Origin of the sequence: Microvirga vignae (assembly GCF_001017175.1) — a bacterium.
GTDB classification, from domain to species: domain Bacteria; phylum Pseudomonadota; class Alphaproteobacteria; order Rhizobiales; family Beijerinckiaceae; genus Microvirga; species Microvirga vignae.
On sequence record NZ_LCYG01000042.1, the window covers coordinates 105161 to 125782 of the forward strand.

At 62.0% G+C, this 20622-nt stretch carries 21 protein-coding genes, 1 tRNA gene and 1 pseudogene; 6 read left to right on the forward strand and 17 right to left on the reverse strand.

Annotation, left to right across the window (positions count from 1 at the left end; genetic code table 11):
• Nucleotides 1-10 precede the first annotated feature (10 nt).
• The 13 genes from AA309_RS33190 to sdhC all read right to left on the reverse strand — a co-directional run bounded on the left by AA309_RS33190 (nucleotide 11) and on the right by sdhC (nucleotide 14280).
• Nucleotides 11-373, reverse strand: coding sequence for a hypothetical protein (locus AA309_RS33190; protein ID WP_200902000.1), 363 nt, complete (start codon nucleotides 371-373; stop codon nucleotides 11-13).
• 41 nt (nucleotides 374-414) lie between these two features.
• Nucleotides 415-1647 carry a 2-oxoglutarate dehydrogenase complex dihydrolipoyllysine-residue succinyltransferase gene (odhB, locus tag AA309_RS16490; protein ID WP_047190107.1) on the reverse strand — a complete coding sequence of 411 codons (1233 nt, stop codon included), beginning with the start codon at nucleotides 1645-1647 and terminating at the stop codon, nucleotides 415-417.
• A gap of 63 nt (nucleotides 1648-1710) precedes the next feature.
• Nucleotides 1711-4671 carry a 2-oxoglutarate dehydrogenase E1 component gene (locus AA309_RS16495; protein WP_047190108.1) on the reverse strand — a complete coding sequence of 987 codons (2961 nt, stop codon included), beginning with the start codon at nucleotides 4669-4671 and terminating at the stop codon, nucleotides 1711-1713.
• Between the two features lie 58 nt (nucleotides 4672-4729).
• Entirely contained in the window at nucleotides 4730-5617 is an 888-nt protein-coding gene (sucD, locus tag AA309_RS16500) for a succinate--CoA ligase subunit alpha (RefSeq protein WP_047190109.1), read from the reverse strand.
• A gap of 12 nt (nucleotides 5618-5629) precedes the next feature.
• Nucleotides 5630-6829 (reverse strand): ADP-forming succinate--CoA ligase subunit beta, encoded by a 1200-nt coding sequence (gene sucC / locus AA309_RS16505; protein ID WP_047190110.1) that lies wholly within the window; start codon nucleotides 6827-6829, stop codon nucleotides 5630-5632.
• A gap of 109 nt (nucleotides 6830-6938) precedes the next feature.
• A complete protein-coding gene (gene mdh, locus AA309_RS16510; protein ID WP_047190111.1) occupies nucleotides 6939-7901 on the reverse strand; it encodes a malate dehydrogenase in 963 nt (320 codons plus the stop codon).
• Between the two features lie 229 nt (nucleotides 7902-8130).
• Nucleotides 8131-8763 carry a TetR/AcrR family transcriptional regulator gene (locus AA309_RS16515; protein WP_047190112.1) on the reverse strand — a complete coding sequence of 211 codons (633 nt, stop codon included), beginning with the start codon at nucleotides 8761-8763 and terminating at the stop codon, nucleotides 8131-8133.
• Nucleotides 8760-9941 carry a cell division protein ZapE gene (gene zapE / locus AA309_RS16520; RefSeq protein ID WP_047190113.1) on the reverse strand — a complete coding sequence of 394 codons (1182 nt, stop codon included), beginning with the start codon at nucleotides 9939-9941 and terminating at the stop codon, nucleotides 8760-8762. Before zapE ends, AA309_RS16515 begins: the two co-directional genes overlap by 4 nt.
• A gap of 58 nt (nucleotides 9942-9999) precedes the next feature.
• Nucleotides 10000-10581 (reverse strand): AprI/Inh family metalloprotease inhibitor, encoded by a 582-nt coding sequence (locus AA309_RS16525; RefSeq protein ID WP_047190253.1) that lies wholly within the window; start codon nucleotides 10579-10581, stop codon nucleotides 10000-10002.
• Between the two features lie 244 nt (nucleotides 10582-10825).
• Nucleotides 10826-11608: a succinate dehydrogenase iron-sulfur subunit gene (locus tag AA309_RS16530; protein ID WP_047190114.1), complete on the reverse strand. Its 783-nt coding sequence runs from the start codon at nucleotides 11606-11608 to the stop codon at nucleotides 10826-10828.
• 15 nt (nucleotides 11609-11623) lie between these two features.
• Nucleotides 11624-13444 (reverse strand): succinate dehydrogenase flavoprotein subunit, encoded by a 1821-nt coding sequence (gene sdhA / locus AA309_RS16535; RefSeq protein ID WP_047190115.1) that lies wholly within the window; start codon nucleotides 13442-13444, stop codon nucleotides 11624-11626.
• Nucleotides 13445-13455: 11 nt separating this feature from the next.
• On the reverse strand, nucleotides 13456-13872 hold the full coding sequence (sdhD, locus tag AA309_RS16540) for a succinate dehydrogenase, hydrophobic membrane anchor protein (protein ID WP_047190116.1): 417 nt from the start codon (nucleotides 13870-13872) through the stop codon (nucleotides 13456-13458).
• 12 nt (nucleotides 13873-13884) lie between these two features.
• Nucleotides 13885-14280 (reverse strand): succinate dehydrogenase, cytochrome b556 subunit, encoded by a 396-nt coding sequence (gene sdhC / locus AA309_RS16545; protein ID WP_047190117.1) that lies wholly within the window; start codon nucleotides 14278-14280, stop codon nucleotides 13885-13887.
• Between the two features lie 201 nt (nucleotides 14281-14481).
• Between sdhC and AA309_RS16550 the strand changes: the two genes are divergently transcribed.
• Both AA309_RS16550 and AA309_RS16555 read left to right on the forward strand, forming a co-directional pair.
• Nucleotides 14482-15369, forward strand: coding sequence for a LysR family transcriptional regulator (locus AA309_RS16550; RefSeq protein WP_047190118.1), 888 nt, complete (start codon nucleotides 14482-14484; stop codon nucleotides 15367-15369).
• 119 nt (nucleotides 15370-15488) lie between these two features.
• Nucleotides 15489-16169: pseudogene (locus AA309_RS16555) on the forward strand (hypothetical protein).
• Between the two features lie 133 nt (nucleotides 16170-16302).
• On the opposite strand, the gene folD reads toward AA309_RS16555, so the two are convergent.
• The 3 genes from folD to AA309_RS16570 are packed head-to-tail and all read right to left on the reverse strand — an operon-like array spanning nucleotide 16303 to nucleotide 17826.
• A complete protein-coding gene (gene folD / locus AA309_RS16560) occupies nucleotides 16303-17205 on the reverse strand; it encodes a bifunctional methylenetetrahydrofolate dehydrogenase/methenyltetrahydrofolate cyclohydrolase FolD (protein ID WP_047190119.1) in 903 nt (300 codons plus the stop codon).
• Nucleotides 17206-17208: 3 nt separating this feature from the next.
• Entirely contained in the window at nucleotides 17209-17517 is a 309-nt protein-coding gene (locus AA309_RS16565) for a DUF167 family protein (protein WP_047190120.1), read from the reverse strand.
• 9 nt (nucleotides 17518-17526) lie between these two features.
• The gene (locus AA309_RS16570) at nucleotides 17527-17826 is read right to left on the reverse strand and encodes a YggT family protein (RefSeq protein ID WP_047190121.1); all 300 of its coding nucleotides are present in this window, start codon (nucleotides 17824-17826) and stop codon (nucleotides 17527-17529) included.
• Between the two features lie 179 nt (nucleotides 17827-18005).
• Here AA309_RS16570 and AA309_RS16575 point away from each other — a divergent pair.
• From AA309_RS16575 to AA309_RS37245, 3 genes are all read left to right on the forward strand, one after another.
• Nucleotides 18006-18081: transfer RNA gene (locus AA309_RS16575), tRNA-Ala, on the forward strand.
• 692 nt (nucleotides 18082-18773) lie between these two features.
• Nucleotides 18774-18869, forward strand: coding sequence for a hypothetical protein (locus tag AA309_RS37240; protein WP_280136909.1), 96 nt, complete (start codon nucleotides 18774-18776; stop codon nucleotides 18867-18869).
• 41 nt (nucleotides 18870-18910) lie between these two features.
• On the forward strand, nucleotides 18911-19138 hold the full coding sequence (locus AA309_RS37245; protein WP_280136912.1) for a tyrosine-type recombinase/integrase: 228 nt from the start codon (nucleotides 18911-18913) through the stop codon (nucleotides 19136-19138).
• A gap of 692 nt (nucleotides 19139-19830) precedes the next feature.
• Here the strand turns inward: AA309_RS37245 and AA309_RS16580 are convergent.
• Nucleotides 19831-20082, reverse strand: a complete 252-nt coding sequence (locus AA309_RS16580) for a hypothetical protein (RefSeq protein ID WP_150117608.1) — start codon at nucleotides 20080-20082, stop codon at nucleotides 19831-19833.
• A gap of 270 nt (nucleotides 20083-20352) precedes the next feature.
• Here AA309_RS16580 and AA309_RS16585 point away from each other — a divergent pair, with 270 nt between their 5' ends.
• Entirely contained in the window at nucleotides 20353-20622 is a 270-nt protein-coding gene (locus AA309_RS16585) for a hypothetical protein (protein WP_047190123.1), read from the forward strand.

Consider the following 20622-nt stretch of genomic DNA (forward strand, 5'->3'; position numbering starts at 1 on the left):
CCGTTACCGTCTATTCGTCACCATTTCCCCATTGGGATAGATCATCGACAGGTCTTGGCATTCGCCCTTCGAGCTCTTGTCTGATCGTTTTTGGTGCCGCTGATTTTTCAGCCTCTATAACCCAGCTAAGATACCCACGCGGCCCACCATTGAGATAAGGCGGTGGAGAAACTGGTTTGAAAACAGTGGGTAAGCGTTCTGTTAGCGAGATGTAGTTGAGCACGAACGCAAGCTCTTGAACAACGTGCCAAGCGAACTCGTGATCGATGTCAATATCAAGCTTGATGCTCCAAGAACCATCCTCATGAATCTGATGGCCCAGGACGCTCACAGCTGGAACACGTCCGAGGAACTCCTTGAGATCCTCGAACATGTCCTCTCTAGAACGACTATCTGGCATTCTTGATCTATCGATCACAGATCCAGAACGAGGCGAGCCGGATCTTCCAGGGCTTCCTTGACGCGCACGAGGAAGGTCACGGCTTCCTTGCCGTCGACGATGCGGTGATCATAGGAGAGCGCGAGATACATCATGGGGCGCACAACGATCTGGCCGTTGCGGACCACCGGACGCTCCTCGATGCGGTGCATGCCGAGAATGCCCGATTGCGGCGCGTTGAGAATCGGGGTCGACATGAGCGAGCCGTAGATGCCGCCGTTGGTGATGGTGAAGGTGCCGCCCTGCATCTCCTCGATGCCGAGCTTGCCGTCACGGGCGCGCTTGCCGAAATCGGCGATGGTCTTCTCAATGCCGGCAACGGAGAGCAGGTCCGCGTCGCGCACCACCGGAACCACGAGGCCCTTCTCGGTGCCGACGGCAATGCCGATATGGTAGTAGTTCTTGTAGACGATGTCCGTGCCGTCGATCTCGGCGTTCACCGCCGGCAGCTCCTTGAGAGCCTGGATCACGGCCTTGGTGAAGAAGCCCATGAAGCCGAGCTTCGTGCCGTGCTTCTTCTCGAACACGTCCTTGTACTGGCTCCGCAGCGACATGACTGCGCTCATGTCCACGTCATTGAACGTGGTGAGCATGGCGGCGGTGTTCTGAGCATCCTTCAGACGACGTGCGATGGTCTGGCGCAGCTTCGTCATCTTCACGCGCTCTTCGCGCTCGGCATCGACCGGAGCGGACGGAGCGCGCACGGATACCGGCGCGGCAGGTGCGGGAGCGGCAGCGCCGCCGGTGGCGATCGCAGCAAGCATGTCGCCCTTCGTCACGCGGCCATCCTTGCCCGTGCCGGCAACGCCTGCAGGGCTGACGCCGCTCTCGGCAGCGAGGCGCGCCACGGCCGGGCCGTGATCCTTCGCAGCGCCCGGAGCAGCCGGTGCCGGAGCGGCAGCAACTGGCGCCGGAGCAGCCTTCGGAGCCTCAGTCTTGGGAGCAGCGGCGGGAGCAGCAGCAGCAGCGCCGCCTTCGATCACGGAGCCGAGCACCGCGCCGGGAGAGACCGTCTCGCCGTCCTTGGCGATGATATCGCCGAGGGTGCCGCTCGCCGGAGCGTTGACCTCGAGGGTGACCTTGTCGGTCTCGAGCTCGAGCACGGGCTCGTCTGCCTTCACGGGATCGCCGGGCTTCTTGAACCAGCGGCCAATGGTGGCCTCTGAAACGGATTCGCCGAGAGTGGGTACGCGGATTTCGGTTGCCATGATCGTTCTAGTCTTTTCAGGGCTTTTGTAAGCCCGGGGAAAGGATGAGAGCCTTCGCGGTCCTTACGCCGCGAAAGCCTCGTCGAGGAATGCCTGCAGCTGGGCGAGATGCTTGGACATCAGGCCGGTGGCGGTGGCGGCAGAGGCGGGTCGGCCCACGTAGCGCGGACGGTCCACCTTGGAGCCAGCGGTCTTGAGCACCCATTCGAGATAGGGCTCGACGAAGGTCCAGGAGCCCATGTTCTTGGGCTCTTCCTGGCACCACACCACGTCGGCCTTCTTGAAGCGGGAGAGCTCCGCAGCCAGCGACTTCGCCGGGAACGGATAGAGCTGCTCGACGCGCAGCAGATAGACATCCTCGATGCCCCGCTTCTCGCGCTCTTCGAGCAGATCGTAATAGACCTTGCCCGTGCAGACCACCACGCGCCGGATCTTGTCGTCCTTCACCAGCTTGATGCCGTCACGGCCGGTCTGCGCATCGTCCTGAAGGACGCGGTGGAAGTGCGTGCCTTCCGAGATCGCCGCCAGCGTCGAGGTGCAGCGCTTGTGACGCAGCAACGACTTCGGTGTCATCAGGATCAGCGGCTTGCGGAAGTCGCGCTTCAGCTGACGGCGCAGGATGTGGAAGTAGTTGGCTGGCGTCGAGCAGTAGCCCACCTGCATGTTGTCCTCGGCGCACATCTGCAGATAGCGCTCGAGACGAGCGGAGGAGTGTTCGGGACCCTGGCCCTCATAGCCGTGCGGCAGAAGGCAGACGAGGCCCGACATGCGCAGCCACTTGCGTTCGCCCGACGAAACGAACTGGTCGAACACAACTTGCGCACCGTTGGCGAAATCGCCGAACTGAGCTTCCCAAAGGGTCAGCGCATTGGGCTCGGAGAGGGTGTAGCCATACTCGAAGCCGAGCACCGCCTCTTCCGAGAGCATCGAATTGATGACCTCGTAACGGGCCTGATTCTCAGCGATGTGGTTGAGGTTCGTGTAACGCTCCTCGTTCTCCTGATCGGTGAGAACCGAGTGGCGCTGTGAGAAGGTGCCGCGCTCGCAATCCTGACCGGAGAGACGCACACGATGGCCTTCGAGCAGGAGCGAACCGAAGGCGAGTGCCTCGGCCATAGCCCAGTCGAGACCTTCGCCCGTTTCCATCATCTTCTTGCGGTTGTCGAGGAAGCGCTGGATCGTGCGGTGGACGTGGAAGCCCTCCGGAACCGAGGTCAGCGCATCACCGATGCGCTTGAGCGTCTCGACCGGCACACCCGTTTGGCCACGACGCGGATCGTCCTGATCCTCGCGCACGGCCTTCAGGCCCGACCAACGGCCATCGAGCCAGTCGGCCTTGTTGGGCTTGTAGTTGGCGGCGATGTCGAACTCGGCGTCGAGCTTGGAACGCCAGCTGTTCTTCATCTCCTCGAACTCGGCCTCGGTCACGACGCCCTCGGTCAGGAGCTTCTTGGAGTAGAGTTCAGTGATGGACGGATGTGACCGAATCTTCCGGTACATCAGCGGCTGCGTGAACGACGGCTCATCGCCTTCGTTGTGACCGAAGCGGCGATAGCAGAACATGTCGATCACGACAGGCTTCTGGAAGCGCTGACGGTACTCGGTGGCGACCTTCGCCGCGAACACCACGGCTTCGGGATCGTCGCCATTCACGTGGAAGATCGGAGCCTCGACCATCTTCGCCACGTCGGACGGATAGGGCGAGGAGCGCGAGAAGCGCGGATCGGTGGTGAAGCCGATCTGGTTGTTGATGATGAAGTGGATCGAACCGCCCGTGCGGTGACCGCGAAGACCCGAGAGGCCGAGGCACTCCGCCACCACGCCCTGGCCCGCGAAGGCCGCGTCACCATGGATGAGGAGCGGCATCACCGCAGTGCGGTTGTCTGCCGTGCAGCCGTGCTGGTCCTGCTTCGCGCGCACCTTGCCGAGCACCACGGGATCGACGATTTCGAGGTGGGAGGGGTTCGCGGTGAGCGAAAGGTGGACATTGTTGCCATCGAAGTTACGGTCGGAGGAAGCACCGAGGTGGTACTTCACGTCGCCGGAGCCTTCCACGTCGTCAGGAGCAAACGAGCCGCCCTTGAATTCGTGGAACAGCGCGCGGTGCGGCTTGCCCATCACCTGCGTCAGAACGTTGAGGCGGCCGCGGTGGGCCATGCCGAGCACGATCTCCTTGCAGCCCAAGTTTCCGCCGCGCTTGATGATCTGCTCGAGGGCCGGAATCAGCGACTCACTACCATCAAGACCGAAGCGCTTCGTGCCGGTGTACTTGAGATCGAGGAACTTCTCGAAGCCTTCGGCCTCGACGAGCTTGTTGAGGATGGCGCGCTTGCCTTCCTTGGTGAAGGTGATCTCTTTATCGGGACCTTCGATTCGTTCCTGCAGCCATGCCTTCTCGACAGGGTCGGAGATGTGCATGAACTCGACGCCGAGCGTCTGGCAATAGGTGCGCTCGAGGATCGCGACGATCTCGCGGATCGTGCCAAATTCGAGACCGAGCACGTTGTCGAGGAAAATCTTGCGGTCCCAATCGGCTTCCGTGAAGCCGTAATGGGAGGGATGCAGTTCCTCATCGCTCGGGCGCGGATTAATGCCGAGCGGATCGAGCTTCGCATGAAGATGGCCACGCACACGATAGGCGCGGATCAGCATGATAGCGCGTACAGAATCGCGCGTTGCCTGCTGCACGTCAGCCTGGCTGATCTCGGCGCCCTTGTCTTTTGCCTTCGCCTTGATCTTGTCGCCGACGGCCTTCTCGACCTGGGCCCAGTTGCCGTCGAGCGCGGAAATCAGCTCGCCATTGGCGTGGACCGGCCAGTTCGGCTTTTCCCAGGAGGGGCCCTTGGCCGCCTTCTCGACAGCCTGCTTGTCGTCCTTCAGCGCGCCGAAAAAGGCCTGCCACTCGGCATCCACCGAGCTCGGATCCTTTTCGTAACGAGCGTGAAGCTCCTCGATATAGGAGGCGTTCGCCCCATAGAGGAAAGCGGTGTTCAGGAAGTTTTCGTTGGCGTCTTGGCGTGCCATGGCAATCTACAATCCAAAAGGTGATTGACCGCCCCGATGCCGAGGCGGCCCTTTTTCGTTATTGACCCTTGAGAACCTCGACCAGGGTCTTGCCCAGTCGTGCCGGGGACGGGGACACGCGGATGCCCGCGGCCTCCATGGCGGCGATCTTGTCTTCCGCGCCGCCCTTGCCGCCGGAGATGATCGCACCAGCGTGGCCCATGCGGCGTCCGGGAGGAGCCGTGCGGCCAGCGATGAAGCCGACCATCGGCTTCTTGCGGCCCTTCTTGGCCTCGCGGGCGATGAACTCGGCAGCCTCTTCCTCGGCCGAGCCGCCGATCTCGCCGATCATGATGATCGACTCGGTCTTCGGGTCAGAGAGGAGCATGTCGAGCATGTCGATGAACTCGGTGCCCTTCACCGGGTCGCCGCCGATGCCGACAGCGGTGGTCTGGCCCAGGCCTTCGTTCGTGGTCTGGAACACGGCTTCGTAGGTGAGCGTGCCGGAGCGCGACACGATGCCGACCGAGCCTGGACGGAAGATGTTGGCCGGCATGATGCCGATCTTCGATTCACCCGCCGTCACGATGCCGGGGCAGTTCGGGCCGATGAGGCGCGACGTGGAGCCCGACAGGGCGCGCTTCACGCGCACCATGTCCTGCACCGGGATGCCTTCCGTGATGCAGACGATGAGCGGGATCTCGGCCTGGATCGCCTCGCAGATGGCGTCGGCAGCACCCGGCGGCGGAACGTAGACAACCGAAGCATCGGCGCCGGTCTTCTCGCGTGCTTCCATGACCGTGTCGAAAACGGGCAGGCCGAGATGCGTGGAGCCACCCTTACCGGGCGAGGTCCCGCCGACCATCTTGGTGCCGTAGGCGATGGCCTGCTCGGAGTGGAAGGTCCCGTTCTTGCCGGTGAAGCCCTGGCAGATGACCTTGGTGTTCTTGTCAATCAGGATGGACATCAGCTCGAAACCTTACTTTCCGCCGCGCACGGCGTTCACGATCTTCTGGGCGGCATCGTCGAGGTCGTCGGCCGGGATCACGTTGAGGCCGGATTCGCGGATGATCTTCTTGCCCTCTTCGACGTTCGTGCCCTCGAGGCGCACCACCAGCGGAACCTGCAGGCCGACGGCCCTCACCGCAGCGAGAACGCCGCGCGCGATGACGTCGCACTTCATGATGCCGCCGAAGATGTTGACCAGGATGCCCTTCACGTTCGGGTCGGCCGTGATGATCTTGAACGCGGCCGTGACCTTCTCCTCCGACGCGCCGCCGCCGACATCAAGGAAGTTCGCCGGCTCCTCGCCGTAGAGCTTGATGATGTCGAGGGTCGCCATGGCGAGGCCCGCGCCGTTGACCATGCAGCCGATGGTGCCATCGAGAGCGATATAGGCGAGGTCGAACTTGGAGGCCTCGATTTCCTTCTCGTCCTCTTCCGTGATGTCGCGTAAGCCGACCACGTCAGGGTGACGGTAGAGAGCGTTGCCGTCGAAGGAGATCTTGGCGTCGAGGCACTTCAGGTGATTGTCCTTCGTGACGATCAGCGGGTTGATCTCGAGCATCTCCATGTCCTTCGCAGTGAAGGCCGTGTAGAGCTTCGTGACCACATCCTCGGCCTCCTTGGCGAGCGGACCGGTGAGGCCCAGCGCCTTGGCGACCGTACGGCCGTGATGGGGCATGATGCCGGTGGCCGGATCGACGGAGAAGGTGAGGATCTTCTCAGGCATGTCGTGAGCGACCTGCTCGATGTCCATGCCGCCCTCCGTCGAAACGACGAAAGCGACCTGGCCCGTAGCGCGATCGACGAGCATGGAGAGATAGAGCTCGCGCGCGATGTCGGAGCCGTCCTCGATGTAGAGGCGGTTGACCTGCTTGCCGGCTTCGCCGGTTTGGATCGTAACGAGGGTCTTGCCGAGCATCTGCTTGGCGAATTCCTTCACCTCATCGACGGACTTGGCGAGGCGCACGCCGCCCTTCTCGCCGGCTTCGGCTTCCTTGAACCTGCCCTTGCCGCGGCCACCTGCATGGATCTGGGACTTCACGACCCAGAGCGGACCACCGAGCTGCTTGGCAGCGGCTTCCGCCTCGTCGGCGGAGAAGATGGCGACGCCATTGGAGACGGGCAGACCGAACTCCTTCAGAATGGCTTTGCCTTGGTATTCGTGGATGTTCATGTGTTTTCCTCTCCGTCATGCCCGGGATCGACCTAGGCATCCATGCCTTGGCGGCGTGGCGGTTAAAGACGTGGATGGCCGGCACAAGGCCGGCCATGACGTGCAGTGTTTAAGCAAGGGCCGGATTGATTTGCTTGCAGGCGTCCACGAGGCCCTGCACGGAAGCGACCGACTTCTCGAACATGGCCTTCTCTTCGCCCGAGAACGACACTTCGACAACGCGCTCCACTCCGTTCTCGCCGATCACGATCGGAACGCCGACGAACATGTCCTTCACGCCGTACTGGCCGTTGAGGTAAGCGGCGCAAGGCAGAACGCGCTTCTTGTCCTTCAGGTAGCTCTCGGCCATCGCGATGGCGGAAGCAGCCGGAGCGTAGAAGGCCGAACCCGTCTTGAGCAGGTTGACGATCTCGCCACCGCCCTTGCGGGTGCGCTCGACCATGGCATCGAGCTTTTCCTGGGAGGTCCAGCCCATCTTCACGAGGTCGGTCAGCGGAATGCCGGCAACAGTGGAGTAGCGAACGAGCGGCACCATGTCGTCACCGTGGCCGCCGAGCACGAAGGCGGTCACGTCTTCGACCGATACGTTGAACTCTTCAGCCAGGAAGTGACGGAAGCGGGCGCTGTCCAGAACGCCGGCCATGCCGACGATCTTCTCAGGCCTCACGCCGGAGAACTTCTGAAGCGCCCACACCATCGCATCGAGCGGGTTGGTGATGCAGATGACGAAAGCGTTCGGGGCATATTGCTTGATGCCGTTGCCGACAGCTTCCATGACCTTCAGGTTGATACCGATGAGGTCGTCTCGGCTCATGCCGGGCTTGCGCGGCACGCCGGCGGTGACGATGATCACGTCAGCGCCTTCGATGGCGGCGTAGTCGTTCGCGCCCTTGTATTTGGCGTCGAAACCGTCGACCGGTGCGGATTCTGCGATATCGAGGCCCTTGCCCTGGGGAATGCCTTCGGCGATATCGAAGAGAACGACGTCGCCGAGTTCCTTCAAGCCGACGAGATGAGCCAGCGTACCGCCGATCTGGCCTGCACCGATGAGCGCGATCTTTTTCCGGGCCATGGTCTGTCCTTGGGTGTTGTTCAGGCTAGCGCCTTATAAGAGGTGGCGCTGTTTGACTCAGAAATGGGCCTGCTTCAAGCCAGCAAAAGGTTAACCAGCAAGGCTTCGAAGCCCTTTGGGATTAGCCGGCAGCTTGACCGTTTCAGAATAGCTCTGCTTTTTCAGGAGTTTAGATCCGTGTTCTTGCGGCAAATTTTCCTGTTACATTTTTATAGAAATGTAACTTAGCCTAGACGGAGCCGATTTCGAGGGACCTGAGGATAACCCGGATCATGGCCGCCAAGCGCTGATCCAGGATGTCCTGGGGCACCTCCGCATCGAGCCTTACCGTCAAAGGATTGATAAAGCGATAAACTGCATCGCTGATGAAGGCGAGCGCCCTCTCCCGGTCCCGAGGGTCGAACTTGCCCGTGACGATGCCTTCGTCCAGCACCCGTTCGATCAGCACTCTCATCCGGGACCGGTGCTTCCGAACGAGCGCCCGCGAGGTCTCGGTTGCAGAGCAGTAGACGTCGAAAAGGTGCCGGTCCTCCTTCAAGAGTTCTCGGTGGGTACGTGCCCAGGCCTGGATCAGGCGCTCCAGCTTGTCGTCGGCGGGGTCTGGAGAATCCGCGATTTCTGCGATGGTCGCCTCGAGCCGCCGAAGCCACTGGCCCGCCACAGCATCGATGAGCGCGGCCTTGGAGGCAAAATAGCGGTACACATTCGCATGGGTCATGCCGGCGGCATCGGCGATGCTCACCACCGTCACATGCCTGGGCCCGAAGCGCTTGAGCTGGTCGGCAGCAATGGCAAGCAGGCGGCTGTCGGCCGGTGCATCGACCTCCCCGATCCGCTGGATGCCGCCGCGGGGCCTTCTCATGTCTCGACCAGCCCTTCAGAGCTGCCGGATTCCTCGCGTCCATGGGGCAGGGAGAGATACTCCTCCGAGCGCATCTCGATGAGACGTGAGACCGTGCGGTCGAACTCGAAGGCCTCGCGCCCGCTATCGGCGTGATAGAGGTCCGGCGCCTCGGCTTCGGCGGAGGCGAGCAGCTTCACTTTGGCATCGTAGAGCGCATCGACCAACATGATGAAGCGCTTCGCCTCGTTGCGGCGCTCGAAGGTCATCTTCGGAATGTTTTCGAGAATGACGGTCTCGAACTCATCGGCGATGGCGAGGTAATCGGCAGCTCCGAGGGGCTTCGAGCAGAGGTCCTCGAAGGAGAAACGTGCCACGCTGGAGGCTGCCTGCGGCACCTCGACCGGATGACCCTTCACGGTCAGCGCCATCGGTTTGCCATGCTCATGACCGGTCAGGCTCTTGAAGGCCCGCGTGAGCGCCACATGAGAGCTCTCATCGGCGGGCGTGTAGAAGACGGGGCTTCCCGCCAGCTTTTCGAGACGAAAATCCGTGCGGGATTCGAGCTTCACGACGTTCATCCGCTCCTGCAGCAGAGCGATGAAGGGCAGGAAGAGCGCGCGGTTGAGGCCGCCTTCGTAAAGATGCTGCGGCTCCACGTTGGAGGTGGCGATCACCACGACCCCATGCGCGAAGAGCGCCGTGAACAGGCGGCCCAAAATCATCGCGTCCGCGATATCGGTGACCGTGAATTCATCGAAGCACAGCACCCAGGCTTCCTGCGCCAGGGCTTCGGCCACCGGCGCAATGGGATCGTCGCCTGTCACCGCGCCGGTCTTCAGCTTCTGCCGGAATTCGTGGATGCGCTCATGCACATCCGCCATGAAGGCATGGAAATGGACCCGGCGCTTGCGTCTGACCGGCAGCGCCTCGAAGAACAGGTCCATGAGCATGGTCTTGCCGCGCCCCACCGAGCCCCAGACATAGAGCCCTTTCGGCGGCGCGGGATTCTTCTTGCTGAACAGCCAACCGAGCGCACTGGGCTTGCGCGCCAAGCGATAGTTGCCGAGGTTTTCTGCAAGCGCTTCGAGCTGACGGAGCAGCTTCACCTGCGCGGGATCGCGCTCGATCACGCCTGAGGACACAAGCGCATCGTAGCGGGCGGTGATGGATTGTGGAGAGTGGAAGGTATTGGTCACGGATCAACCGATACCGTTCCACCTGACCAAGAGCAATGCGCTTGTAGGTGTCCGACGCTCAGCGCGACAGCGACAGCGGAGCGCCGGACTTGGCGATCACGCCGGAGAGCGCTGAAGGTGAGCCGCGCAGACGCGCCGCCACCGAGCCGCCGGTCTGGTAGAGATAAACCTCGCCGTCGCGGTAATCCCAGGCATTCACCTTCGACAGATCCTGGTTGGAGCAGCCCGAGGCCGAGGCGCGGTAGAGATCGAGTGCGGGCGAGCTCGACAGCTGGATGCGGCAGGACGAGCCTGCGGCATTCCGGACCGTCCAGTTGCCGACCATGGCGGTGCGGCTTGCCGGAGCCGCGGGAGCGGGCGCCGGAGCCGGAGGCAGAGTTGCAACGTCCGTTCCGCCTGCGGGAGGCGTCAGGCCGGGAGCAAGGGGAGCGGTCGACCCGGCGATCGGCGGCAGGGCCTGGCCTTCGATGGGAGCCAGCGGCGCCGATTCGACCGGTCCGGACGGCACCGCCTCGATAGGCGCAGGAGCGGGAGCCGCGGCGCTGCGCACCGGGGATCCGCCCAGTCGCGTGGAGGAGCATGCGCTGAGCGCCAGAGCGGCGCACAGGGTGGCAGTCAGAGCATAAGCACGTCGTTTCATGTCGATCATTGCAGCAGGTTGCTTTTGTCTTTCCAGGAAGGTCGTCGCGGCTACCGTGAAATGGCAGAGATCGGGAACGAGTCAAGCCGAGGCGGTCGCGCAAGCAATCATCCCGGAAGTCAGCGGCGCCGAGCACCCCAAATAGGCAGGACAAGCAGGCATGAAAAACTCCGGGAGTGAGCCAGAAGGTCACGCCCGGAGTGTTACACCAAAGCACCAGCGTTGCGCTAGGCTTTTAGTCCGGTCAGACGGCGCGAGCCACCATCATCTTCTTTACCTCGGCAATGGCCTTTGCCGGGTTCAGGCCCTTGGGGCAGGTGTTGGCGCAGTTCATGATCGTGTGGCAGCGATAGAGCCGGAACGGATCGTGCAGGTTGTCCAGACGCTCGCCGGTGGCCTCGTCGCGGGAATCGATGAGCCAGCGATAGGCCTGGAGCAGAGCCGCCGGACCCAGGAAGCGGTCGCCGTTCCACCAGTAGCTCGGGCAGGAGGTGGTGCAGCAGGCGCAGAGAATGCACTCGTAGAGTCCGTCGAGCTTGGAGCGCTCTTCGGGAGTCTGACGCCACTCGGTCTCGGGCTCCGCCGTCTCTGTCTGCAGCCAGGGCTGGATGGAGGCGTGCTGGGCGAAGAAGCTCGTGAGATCCGGCACCAGATCCTTCAGCACCGGCATGTGCGGCAGCGGATAGATCTTGATCGAATCCGATCCGCAATCGTCGATGCCGAGCGTGCAGGCCAGCGTATTGCCGCCCATGATGTTCATAGCGCAGGAACCGCAGATGCCTTCGCGGCAGGAGCGGCGGAAGGTCAGCGTCGAGTCGACATTGTTCTTGATCCAGAGCAGCGCGTCGAGAACCATCGGGCCGCAATCGTCGCGGTCGATGTAGTAGGTGTCGATGCGCGGGTTGGCGCCGTCATCCGGGTTCCAGCGGTAGATGCGGAATTCCTGGACGTTGGAAGCCCCGGCCGGCTTCGGCCAGGTCTTGCCTTCGGTGTACTTGGAGTTCTTGGGAAGAGTGAACTGAGCCATTGTTTTTCGTCTTCCTTAGTACACGCGGGCCTTCGGCTCGATGTACTGGATGTCATTCGACATGGTGTAGGTGTGCACCGGACGGTAATCGAGGATCACCCTGTGGGTGTTGTCATCGAGCCATGCCAAGGTGTGCTTCATCCAGTTCTTGTCGTCACGCTCGGAGAAGTCCTCGCGGGCGTGAGCGCCACGGGATTCCTGGCGGTTGAGTGCGCCTTCCATGGTGACGACCGCCTGACCGATGAGGTTGTCGAACTCAAGCGTCTCGAGAAGGTCGGTGTTCCAGATGAGCGAGCGATCCGTGACCTTGATGTCGGATGCGGCGCTCCACACGTCGTGGATGAGCTTCTTTCCTTCTTCCAGAACCTCGCCGGTGCGGAACACCGCGCAGTTGTTCTGCATGGTCTTCTGCATCTGGAGGCGCAGTTCCGCGGTCGGGGTCGAGCCGTTGGCATAGCGGAACTTGTCGAGGCGCGAGAGCGCAAGCTCGTCTGCGTTCTTCGGCAGATCCGCATGACGGGCATTCGGCTCCAGGATCTCGGCGCAGCGCAGGCCGGCCGCGCGGCCGAACACCACGAGGTCGATGAGCGAGTTCGAGCCGAGGCGGTTCGCGCCGTGCACGGACACGCAGGCCGCTTCGCCGAGCGCCATGAGGCCCGGCACCACCGTATCCGGGTTGCCGTTCTTCAGGGTGAGCACTTCGCCGTGATAGTTCGTCGGGATGCCGCCCATGTTGTAGTGCACGGTCGGCAGAACCGGGATCGGCTCCTTCGTCACGTCGACGCCCGCGAAGATCTTCGCGCTTTCCGAGATGCCGGGCAGGCGCTCGTGCAGGATCTTTGGGTCGAGGTGATCGAGGTGGAGATAGATGTGGTCCTTGTTCTTGCCCACGCCGCGGCCTGCGCGGATTTCCATGGTCATCGAGCGGGAGACCACGTCGCGGGACGCAAGGTCCTTGGCCGAGGGCGCGTAGCGCTCCATGAAGCGCTCGCCTTCCGAGTTCGTGAGGTAACCGCCCTCGCCGCGCGCACCCTCGGTGATGAGGCAGCCCGCGCCGTAGATGCCGGTCGGGTGGAACTGCACGAACTCCATATCCTGCAGCGGCAGGCCCGCGCGCAGCACCATGGCGTTGCCGTCGCCGGTGCAGGTGTGAGCGGATGTAGCCGAGAAATACGCGCGTCCGTAGCCGCCCGTGGCGAGGATCGTCATGTGGGCGCGGAAGCGGTGGATCTCGCCGGTCGCCTGATTGAGCGCGACCACGCCGATGCAGCGGCCTTCCGAATCCATCATCAGGTCGAGCGCGAAATACTCGATGAAGAAGTTCGTCTGGTTCCTCACCGCCTGGCCGTAGAGCGTGTGCAGGATCGCGTGGCCCGTGCGGTCGGCGGCGGCGCAGGTGCGCTGCGCGATGCCCTTGCCGTATTCGGTGGTCATGCCACCGAAGGGACGCTGATAGATCTTGCCTTCCGCCGTGCGGGAGAAGGGAACGCCCCAGTGCTCCAGCTCATAGACGGCAGCCGGTGCGTTGCGGACGAGGTACTCGATGGCGTCCTGGTCGCCGAGCCAGTCCGAACCCTTCACGGTGTCGTACATGTGCCAGCGCCAATCGTCCGGACCCATGTTGCCCAGCGAGGCGGAGATACCGCCCTGCGCTGCAACCGTATGCGAGCGGGTGGGGAACACCTTTGTGATGCAGGCGGTCCGCAGTCCTGCCTGCGAGCAGCCGACGGTGGCGCGAAGACCCGCACCGCCCGCGCCTACGACCACCACGTCGAAGGTATGGTCGACGATATTATAGGCCTTGTTGATGGCCGGGCCGTTCGTTGCTTGAGCCATGAGAGAATTCCTTAAACCAGGATGCGGCCGAGGCTGACCTTGAGGATGGCGTAGAGGCACGCCACACCGATGATCACGGCATAGAAGTTGTTCACGATGAGGGCGACGATCTTGTAGCCTTTATCGTGCACGTAATCCTCGATGATGATCTGCATGCCGAGGCGCATGTGATTGGTCACCGAGATCACGGCGAGGATGAGAATGATCGCTATCAGCGGATGCGAGATGATCGCAATCGCCTGCTCATAGGAGGAACCGGCGAGCGCGGCGACGATGATCACGAAGGAAATGATGAGCGGGATGTTCGACACCGCCGTGACGCGGTGGATCCACCAATGCTCGACGCCGTGCCCGGCAGCGCCGAGACCCTTCACGCGGGCAAGCGGGGTGCGCATGGAAACGCGGGTGTCAGCCCTGTTGTCGGCCATGGGTCCGTCTCCTTAGAACAGCAGGAAAGCGATCGCCCAGATCGCGACGGTGAGCGCGATCGAGCCGATGAGAGTGAAGCGGGCCATGTTGATGCGCTGAACGGCTTCCATGCCGTAGCCGAAGTCCCAGACCAGATGGCGCACGCCACCGAGCATGTGGTGCATCAAGATCCAGGTATAGCCGAAGAGGATCAGGTACCCGAGCGGCGAGCCGAAGAACCCCTGCACGGCATCGAACGTGGCTGGGCCGGAAGCCAGGGCCACGAGCCAGACCGCGAAGAGCGCGATGCCGATATAAAGGGCAGAGCCCGTGGCGCGATGGAAGATGGACATGGCCATCGTCCAGCTCCACCGGTAAATCTGAAGATGTGGGGACAAGGGCCGCGGGGCCACTTTCGCCTCAGCCATAGCTTTCACTCCTGATCGGCGACACTATCGCCCGTAGTTTGGAATGGTTCGTATCGGAAGCGCGGGGACACCGCAATGCGCCTTCCGCCCGAGATGGTGACAAGACGGCACACTTCGTCAGCGGCGAAGAATGCCCTGAGCTCGCTTAACGGACAATTTTTAATTATTCTCATCTCCCTTCGCGAATGACGAAGGGAACCTATGCAATTTGATCTGACTGATTTGAGCTTGTTCCGTCACGTGGTCGAGGCGGGCAGCATTACCCACGGAGCCGAGCGGGCGCATCTAGCGCTCGCCGCCGCCAGTACCCGCATCCGCAACATGGAAAAATCGCTGGGGGCTCCCCTCCTCCTGCGCACCCGGGCAGGAGTGACACCGACGCCAGCCGGGCGCACCCTGCTCCAGCATGCCCGCACGCTCCTGACCCAGGCCGAGAAGCTCAAGGAGGATCTGGGGACTTATACCGGCGGCCTGGCAGGCCAGATCCGCATTCTCTCCAACACCAATGCGCTCACCGAATTCCTGCCCGAGGCGCTCGGGGCCTTCCTGACCCAGCACCCGCAGGTCTCCATCGATCTGGAAGAGCGATTGAGCGACGAAATCGTGGGGCTGATCGCCGAGGGTGTGGGAGATCTCGGTATCGTGGCGGGCACGGTGGATACCGGGCAACTTGAGACCTACCCGTTCCGCAGCGACCGTTTCGTGCTGGTGGTGCCGCAGGGGCATCCCCTTGCCTCCCGCTCCAGCATCGCCTTCGCCGAGGTTCTGGAGCACGACTTCGTCGGTCTCGACCGGGCAAGCGCCCTCCAGCGTTTCCTCTCCGGCAAGGCCAGCCGCATTGGCAAGCCCCTTCGCCTCAGGGTGCAGCTGCGCAGCTTCGATGCAGTCTGCCGCATGGTGGAAGCGGGCGTCGGCCTCGGTATCGTGCCCGAGACAACGGCCCAGCGCGCTGCCCGCACCATGGCCATCAGCCCCATCACTCTCGACGATCCCTGGGCCGCCCGCGACCTGACGCTCTGCATCAGATCGATAAAGGACCTGCCGCCCTCGGCGCGGCAGCTGGCAGAGCATTTACGGCAAAAGGCCTAGTCGATCACGAGATTGGGAAGCTGTTCTCCCTTCGCCCGCCTCCAAAATGTCGCAGGAAGGACGAAAATCCTCTTGTGACAGCAGCATCGTAAGTTGCGCACTCGTATCAGGAGGAACGAATGAGCAGGGTGGAAAGCTTGAGTCTCATGATGGTCGCGGGCCTTCTAGCCCTACCCCCCTTCAGTGCCCAAGCCCAGGGCACCGGCACGCCTGCCGATACGACCTTCTTCGTGACCAGCGTCGGGTCAGGCAAGGGCGCGGATCTCGGCGGGCTGGAGGGCGCAGACCGGCACTGCCAGAATCTCGCCGAGGTCTCCGGCATCCGCGGCAAGGTCTAGCGGGCTTATCTCTCCTCCCAGGCCTCAGGCGGCGCCACCGCCGTTAATGCCCGCGACAGGATCGGCCGAGGGCCTTGGCAGAACGCCAAGGGTGTTGTGATCGCCAAGGACGTGGCGGACCTGCACAGCGCCAACAACAACCTCAACAAGCAGACCGCGCTCACCGAAAAGGGCGAGATGGTGAAGGGCCGCGGCGACAGCCCGAGCGAGCACGACATTCTCACCGGATCGCAGCCCGACGGCACGGCTTTTGCGGGCGGTCAGGACATGACCTGCGGCAACTGGACGAAGAGCGGCACGGACGGCGCGGCCATGACCGGGCATCACGACCGCATGGGCCTGAGCGAGGAGCCCCCGGCGAAGTCCTGGAACTCCTCGCATGCCACGCGCGGCGGGTGCAGCCAGGATGCCCTGAAGAGCACCGGTGGGGCAGGTTTGTTCTATTGCTTTGCGGCGAACTGATCAGCGCCTCGTGCGGAACCGGAGGTCCGCGTCAGCGACCCGAGGGGCCACGTCAGTGAAAAGGGGACCCGGTTATTCGCTGGCGCGGCCCTTCGGGTCGCACCCAACGATGCGCTCATTTCGGGCCCGATGCTCACGCCGCGAAATCGACCTGGGGCATCGGGATGCCGCGGCGCAGGCAGGCGGCTTCCAGGGTGTTGCGCAAGAGGCAGGCGATGGTCATGGGGCCGACGCCGCCGGGGACGGGCGTAATGGCGGACGCAACCTGCGCCGCCTCCGCATAGGCAACATCACCGACAACCTTGGTTCTGCCCTCGCCTGCGGCGGGGTTCGACACCCGGTTGATGCCTACATCAATCACGATGGCGCCGCGCTTGACCCAATCGCCCCGCACCATCTCGGGCCGTCCGACGGCGGCGACGAGAATATCGGCCTCGCGGCAGACCTCAGGCAGATCGCGGGTCCTGGAATGGGCGACCGTGACCGTGCAGCTCTGGGCAATGAGGAGCTGCGCCATGGGCTTGCCGACAATATTGGAGCGGCCCACGACGACGGCGTTGAGACCGCTAAGATCCCGGCGCACCGACTGAATGAGAAGCAGGCAGCCGAGCGGCGTGCAGGAGATGAGGCCCGGAACGCCGGTCATCAGCTTGCCCGCATTGATGGGGTGGAAGCCGTCCACGTCCTTCGTCGGATCGATGGCCTCGATCACCTTCTGCGCATCGATCTGCTTCGGCAGCGGCAGCTGCACGAGAATGCCGTCCACCGCCGGGTCAGCATTGAGCTGCGCGACCAAGCCGAGAAGCTCCGCCTCGCTCGTGGAGGCGGGAAGTACGTGCTTGAAGGAGCGCATCCCCACGTCCACAGTCTGGCGGGCCTTGTTCTTCACATAGAGCTGGCTTGCCGGGTCCTCACCCACAATCACCACGGCAAGCCCAGGCGTCACGCCCTGGCCCGACAGGTCCCTCACCGCATTGGCGATCCGGGCGCAAAGACCTTCGGCATACGCTTTTCCGTCGATGATCGTGGCGGTCATGGGCTAACGTCCTGTCAAAGCAGCAATGTCTCTGGCGAGGGCTTCCCCCTCGCCGGCAATCAGAAAGGTCTTCAGTCGGGTGGTCGCGCCCGTCTCGAGGCTCACGGCGGAGGCCGGCAGCCTCAACGCTTTGGCGAGCAGTCGCCTCACGCCTTCGTTGGCCGCTCCGTCTTCCGGCACCGCCCGCACCCGGATCTTCAGGACCGGCTTGCCATCGGAGAGCGTCTCCACCCCATCGATGGCATCGCGCCCGCCTTTGGGAGTCACGCGCACGCGGACCTCAAGACCTTCGGGGCGGATGCGCCAGGGCATGGCCGTCACTCAAAGTGCCCAGCCCGGAACCTGGTATTTCAGGCGATCCAAGATGTTCTGGATGAAAATGATCAGGAAGATCAGGAGAACCGGAGAAATATCGACCCCGCCGAGATTGGGCAGGATTTTTCGGATCGGCCGCAAGGCAGGCTCGGTCACCGCATCCAGGAAGCTCCAGATCGAGCGGACCACGTCGTTGCGGGTGTTGACCACATTGAAGGCCACGAGCCAGCTCAAGATCGCCGAGGCGATGATCAAATAGGTATAGAGCTGCAGGGCCAGTTGGATGACGGTAATCAGAGAACTCATGGGAAACCTGTCAGGATCGGGCGCTGCTCATGTAACCTTCCAAGCGGGGCGGAACAACCCATAAGGCCCGCAAAACCGGCTCCCCTCCCCCAAAAGGCGGTCCTCCGCCACGCTCTCGCCGATTGACAGACCAAAGCGAGGGGGCCTAAAACTCAGCCGCTTGGTCTTGAAAAGCGACCGGGGCTGTAGCTCAGATGGGAGAGCGCTGCAATCGCACTGCAGAGGTCAGGGGTTCGAATCCCCTCAGCTCCACCAAGCCTCAAGTGGTTGGAACGACGACAGTTTCTGCTTCTTAGGGAGGACGCCCCAAACAGCCAGACAAGCCATTCCGTCACAGCGTTGTCACAGCTAGACGGAAAACGATAATGGCGACCATCCGCAAGCGCCGTTCTTTCTGGCAAGCTCAAGTCTGCCGTGAAGGCTACCCTCCCCTTTCTAAATCCGTCAGAACCAAAGCTGACACTGCAGCGTGGGCCAGAGATAAAGAGCGCCCGGTAAATCGCGCCGAACTACCGACCACGGGCCGAGAGCCAAGAGGCGTGACCGTAGGTGACCTCCTTGGCCGCTATTGTGAGACGGTTACTCCAGCCAAGCGCGGAGCAGAACCTGAGCGACACCGGATCAGAACCCTCTTAGCTCACGGCCTAGCAGAAGCCAGCCTGGATAAGCTCATCCCGGCTGCGATCGCTCAGTATCTGCCATCACCCAGCGCTGCTTTGAGGTGGCAAGGCGAGAATGGGAGCTGCCTATCCCTAACAATCCGGTACAGCAGATCACCATACCGGAGGCTCAGAAGTCCCGTGAGCGTCGTTTAGAAGATGAAGAGGCTGATTGCCTTGCCTTAGCTGCCATTATGTCAGTCTGGTACTCCGTCCTCTGATCGCCCTCGCCGTGAAACAGGAATGCGCCAGGGAGAACTCCTGTCTATCCGGTGGAAGGACGTGGGTATGACTGCTCCGACGATCCGCATCCTCAAGACTAAGAACGGCCATCCGCGCACCATCCCGCTCACGCCAAGGCGGTCGAGATACTGCCTTCATTAGAAAGGAAGGATGAGCAGGTATTCCCCGTGACGCCTATTGCCGTGCGGCTTGCATGGGAGCGACTGAGGAAGAGAGCTGGGCTAGAGGACTTACGACTGCATGACCTTCGCCATGAGGCCGTGTCCCGTCTCTTTGAATGTGGGTTGACTGTCCCTGAGGTAGCTCTGATCAGTGGACATCGTGATCCACGAATGTTGAGCCGCTACACTCACCTGAAGCCGGAAAAGGTGGCTGAGGAGTTGGCCAAGGCGACGACTCAGCAGCCATGAAGAAAGGAGCCTGATGGGAGGACCGTCAGGCTCTTGAGTTCACCAGAGGACCAAGGAAGTCATTGGACTAACGGCTAAGCCTTCCGTCAGTTCCTTTGACCTAAGCCTTGCCTGCTAGTGCTGCCGTTCTGCCGCCTCTATTTGATGTTCCTCAGCCACACGCTCGGTCGTTTCTGTTTCACTCTTAACGCAATACCGTGGAACCCCGGACGGTGTAGGCATGAGATGGCGAAGAACCCTGAAGTGGCCGCTTGGAAGCTTACGGGAGGTTCCACTAGCCTGTACTACCTGCCCGATCTTGAACATGTACTTTGCCATGACACTCCTCCACTGTGTGATTTGTGATGGCATGAACCGCTCTTGCTGGGTCACGCGCTGGCGCAAACCCGCACAAGGCCGTCGGCTTTGAACCGATGCTCGGCCATGTAATGTCAATTAACGCAGGTTAATCCGGGTTCCGCGGTCGCTCATAACTCCGATTGAGCTTCAACACATCGCGGCCTTCCCCAACTGTTCAGCCGCCCGTCTGGTCGGGTGAGCTCCTTCCTACAAGGGGCAACCGGGGTATTGGCCAGCATGACCGGGATGGTGATGGCTGGGCTCGTGAGCCTTTTTCACACCACTGGCAACTCAAGCAATCAGGGCAGAGGTCAATTCCAAAGGGTCAGCGCAACCTGACTTCTCAGGTGCGACTATGCCCTTGCTCGTGCCGCCAATGTTTTACGCCACTTCAAAGCGGCGTTGTTGCGCCACTCGACGATGAGCCGGAAGACACAAGCCGCCATCGTCAATCCCACACCTGTTCGCCACCACTTCATGTCCCAGGACGGATCAAGATCATCCCACCCCACCAGATCGAGAACCGGCTCCTCGATGAAAACCAGGAGGAAGTACGACAGGAGGAACACGAAGATGGCGGTCAGTCCTGCTGCAACGTATTTCATCTCGCCTTTACCCACGCCTCGACAACGTGCCCTGTGTTGAATCAACCAGAGCATGATTGGCCTCGCATGGTTAACGAATACCTGCAGGAAGTTCCATTACCTCCAAGGAAGGTGAGGTCCGCCCGGTGACTTGCGAGGTATCTGATGGCCTGTGCCCAGCCCAGCTACCCCCTTAGGGCAGTCGCGGCGATGAGTTCGGCATAGCGCCTCGTCATTGGAGGAGGAACATTGAGGTGCTAGGCTTGAACCAACCTCAATGAGGACGAACAGTTGTTTACCAACCTAGCCATATCGTTGCTGGCTATCCTTGCTGGTTCCCTTGGCATGCTACTGCTGCTCATTGTCTGGTTCGGCGGCAGAACCATAGAACCTGAGCTAGAGAGCGGCCTTGACCCAATCCGGGGAGAAAAAGATCAGGCGGCTATCTACGACACGCATGGTCCGTTCATTCCCATGCCTGACCATTTAAGGACTGCTGATGAGATGATCGCCTGGATGACCCAGGAGTTACCGAAGATCACTGCCGACCCTCCAAAATAG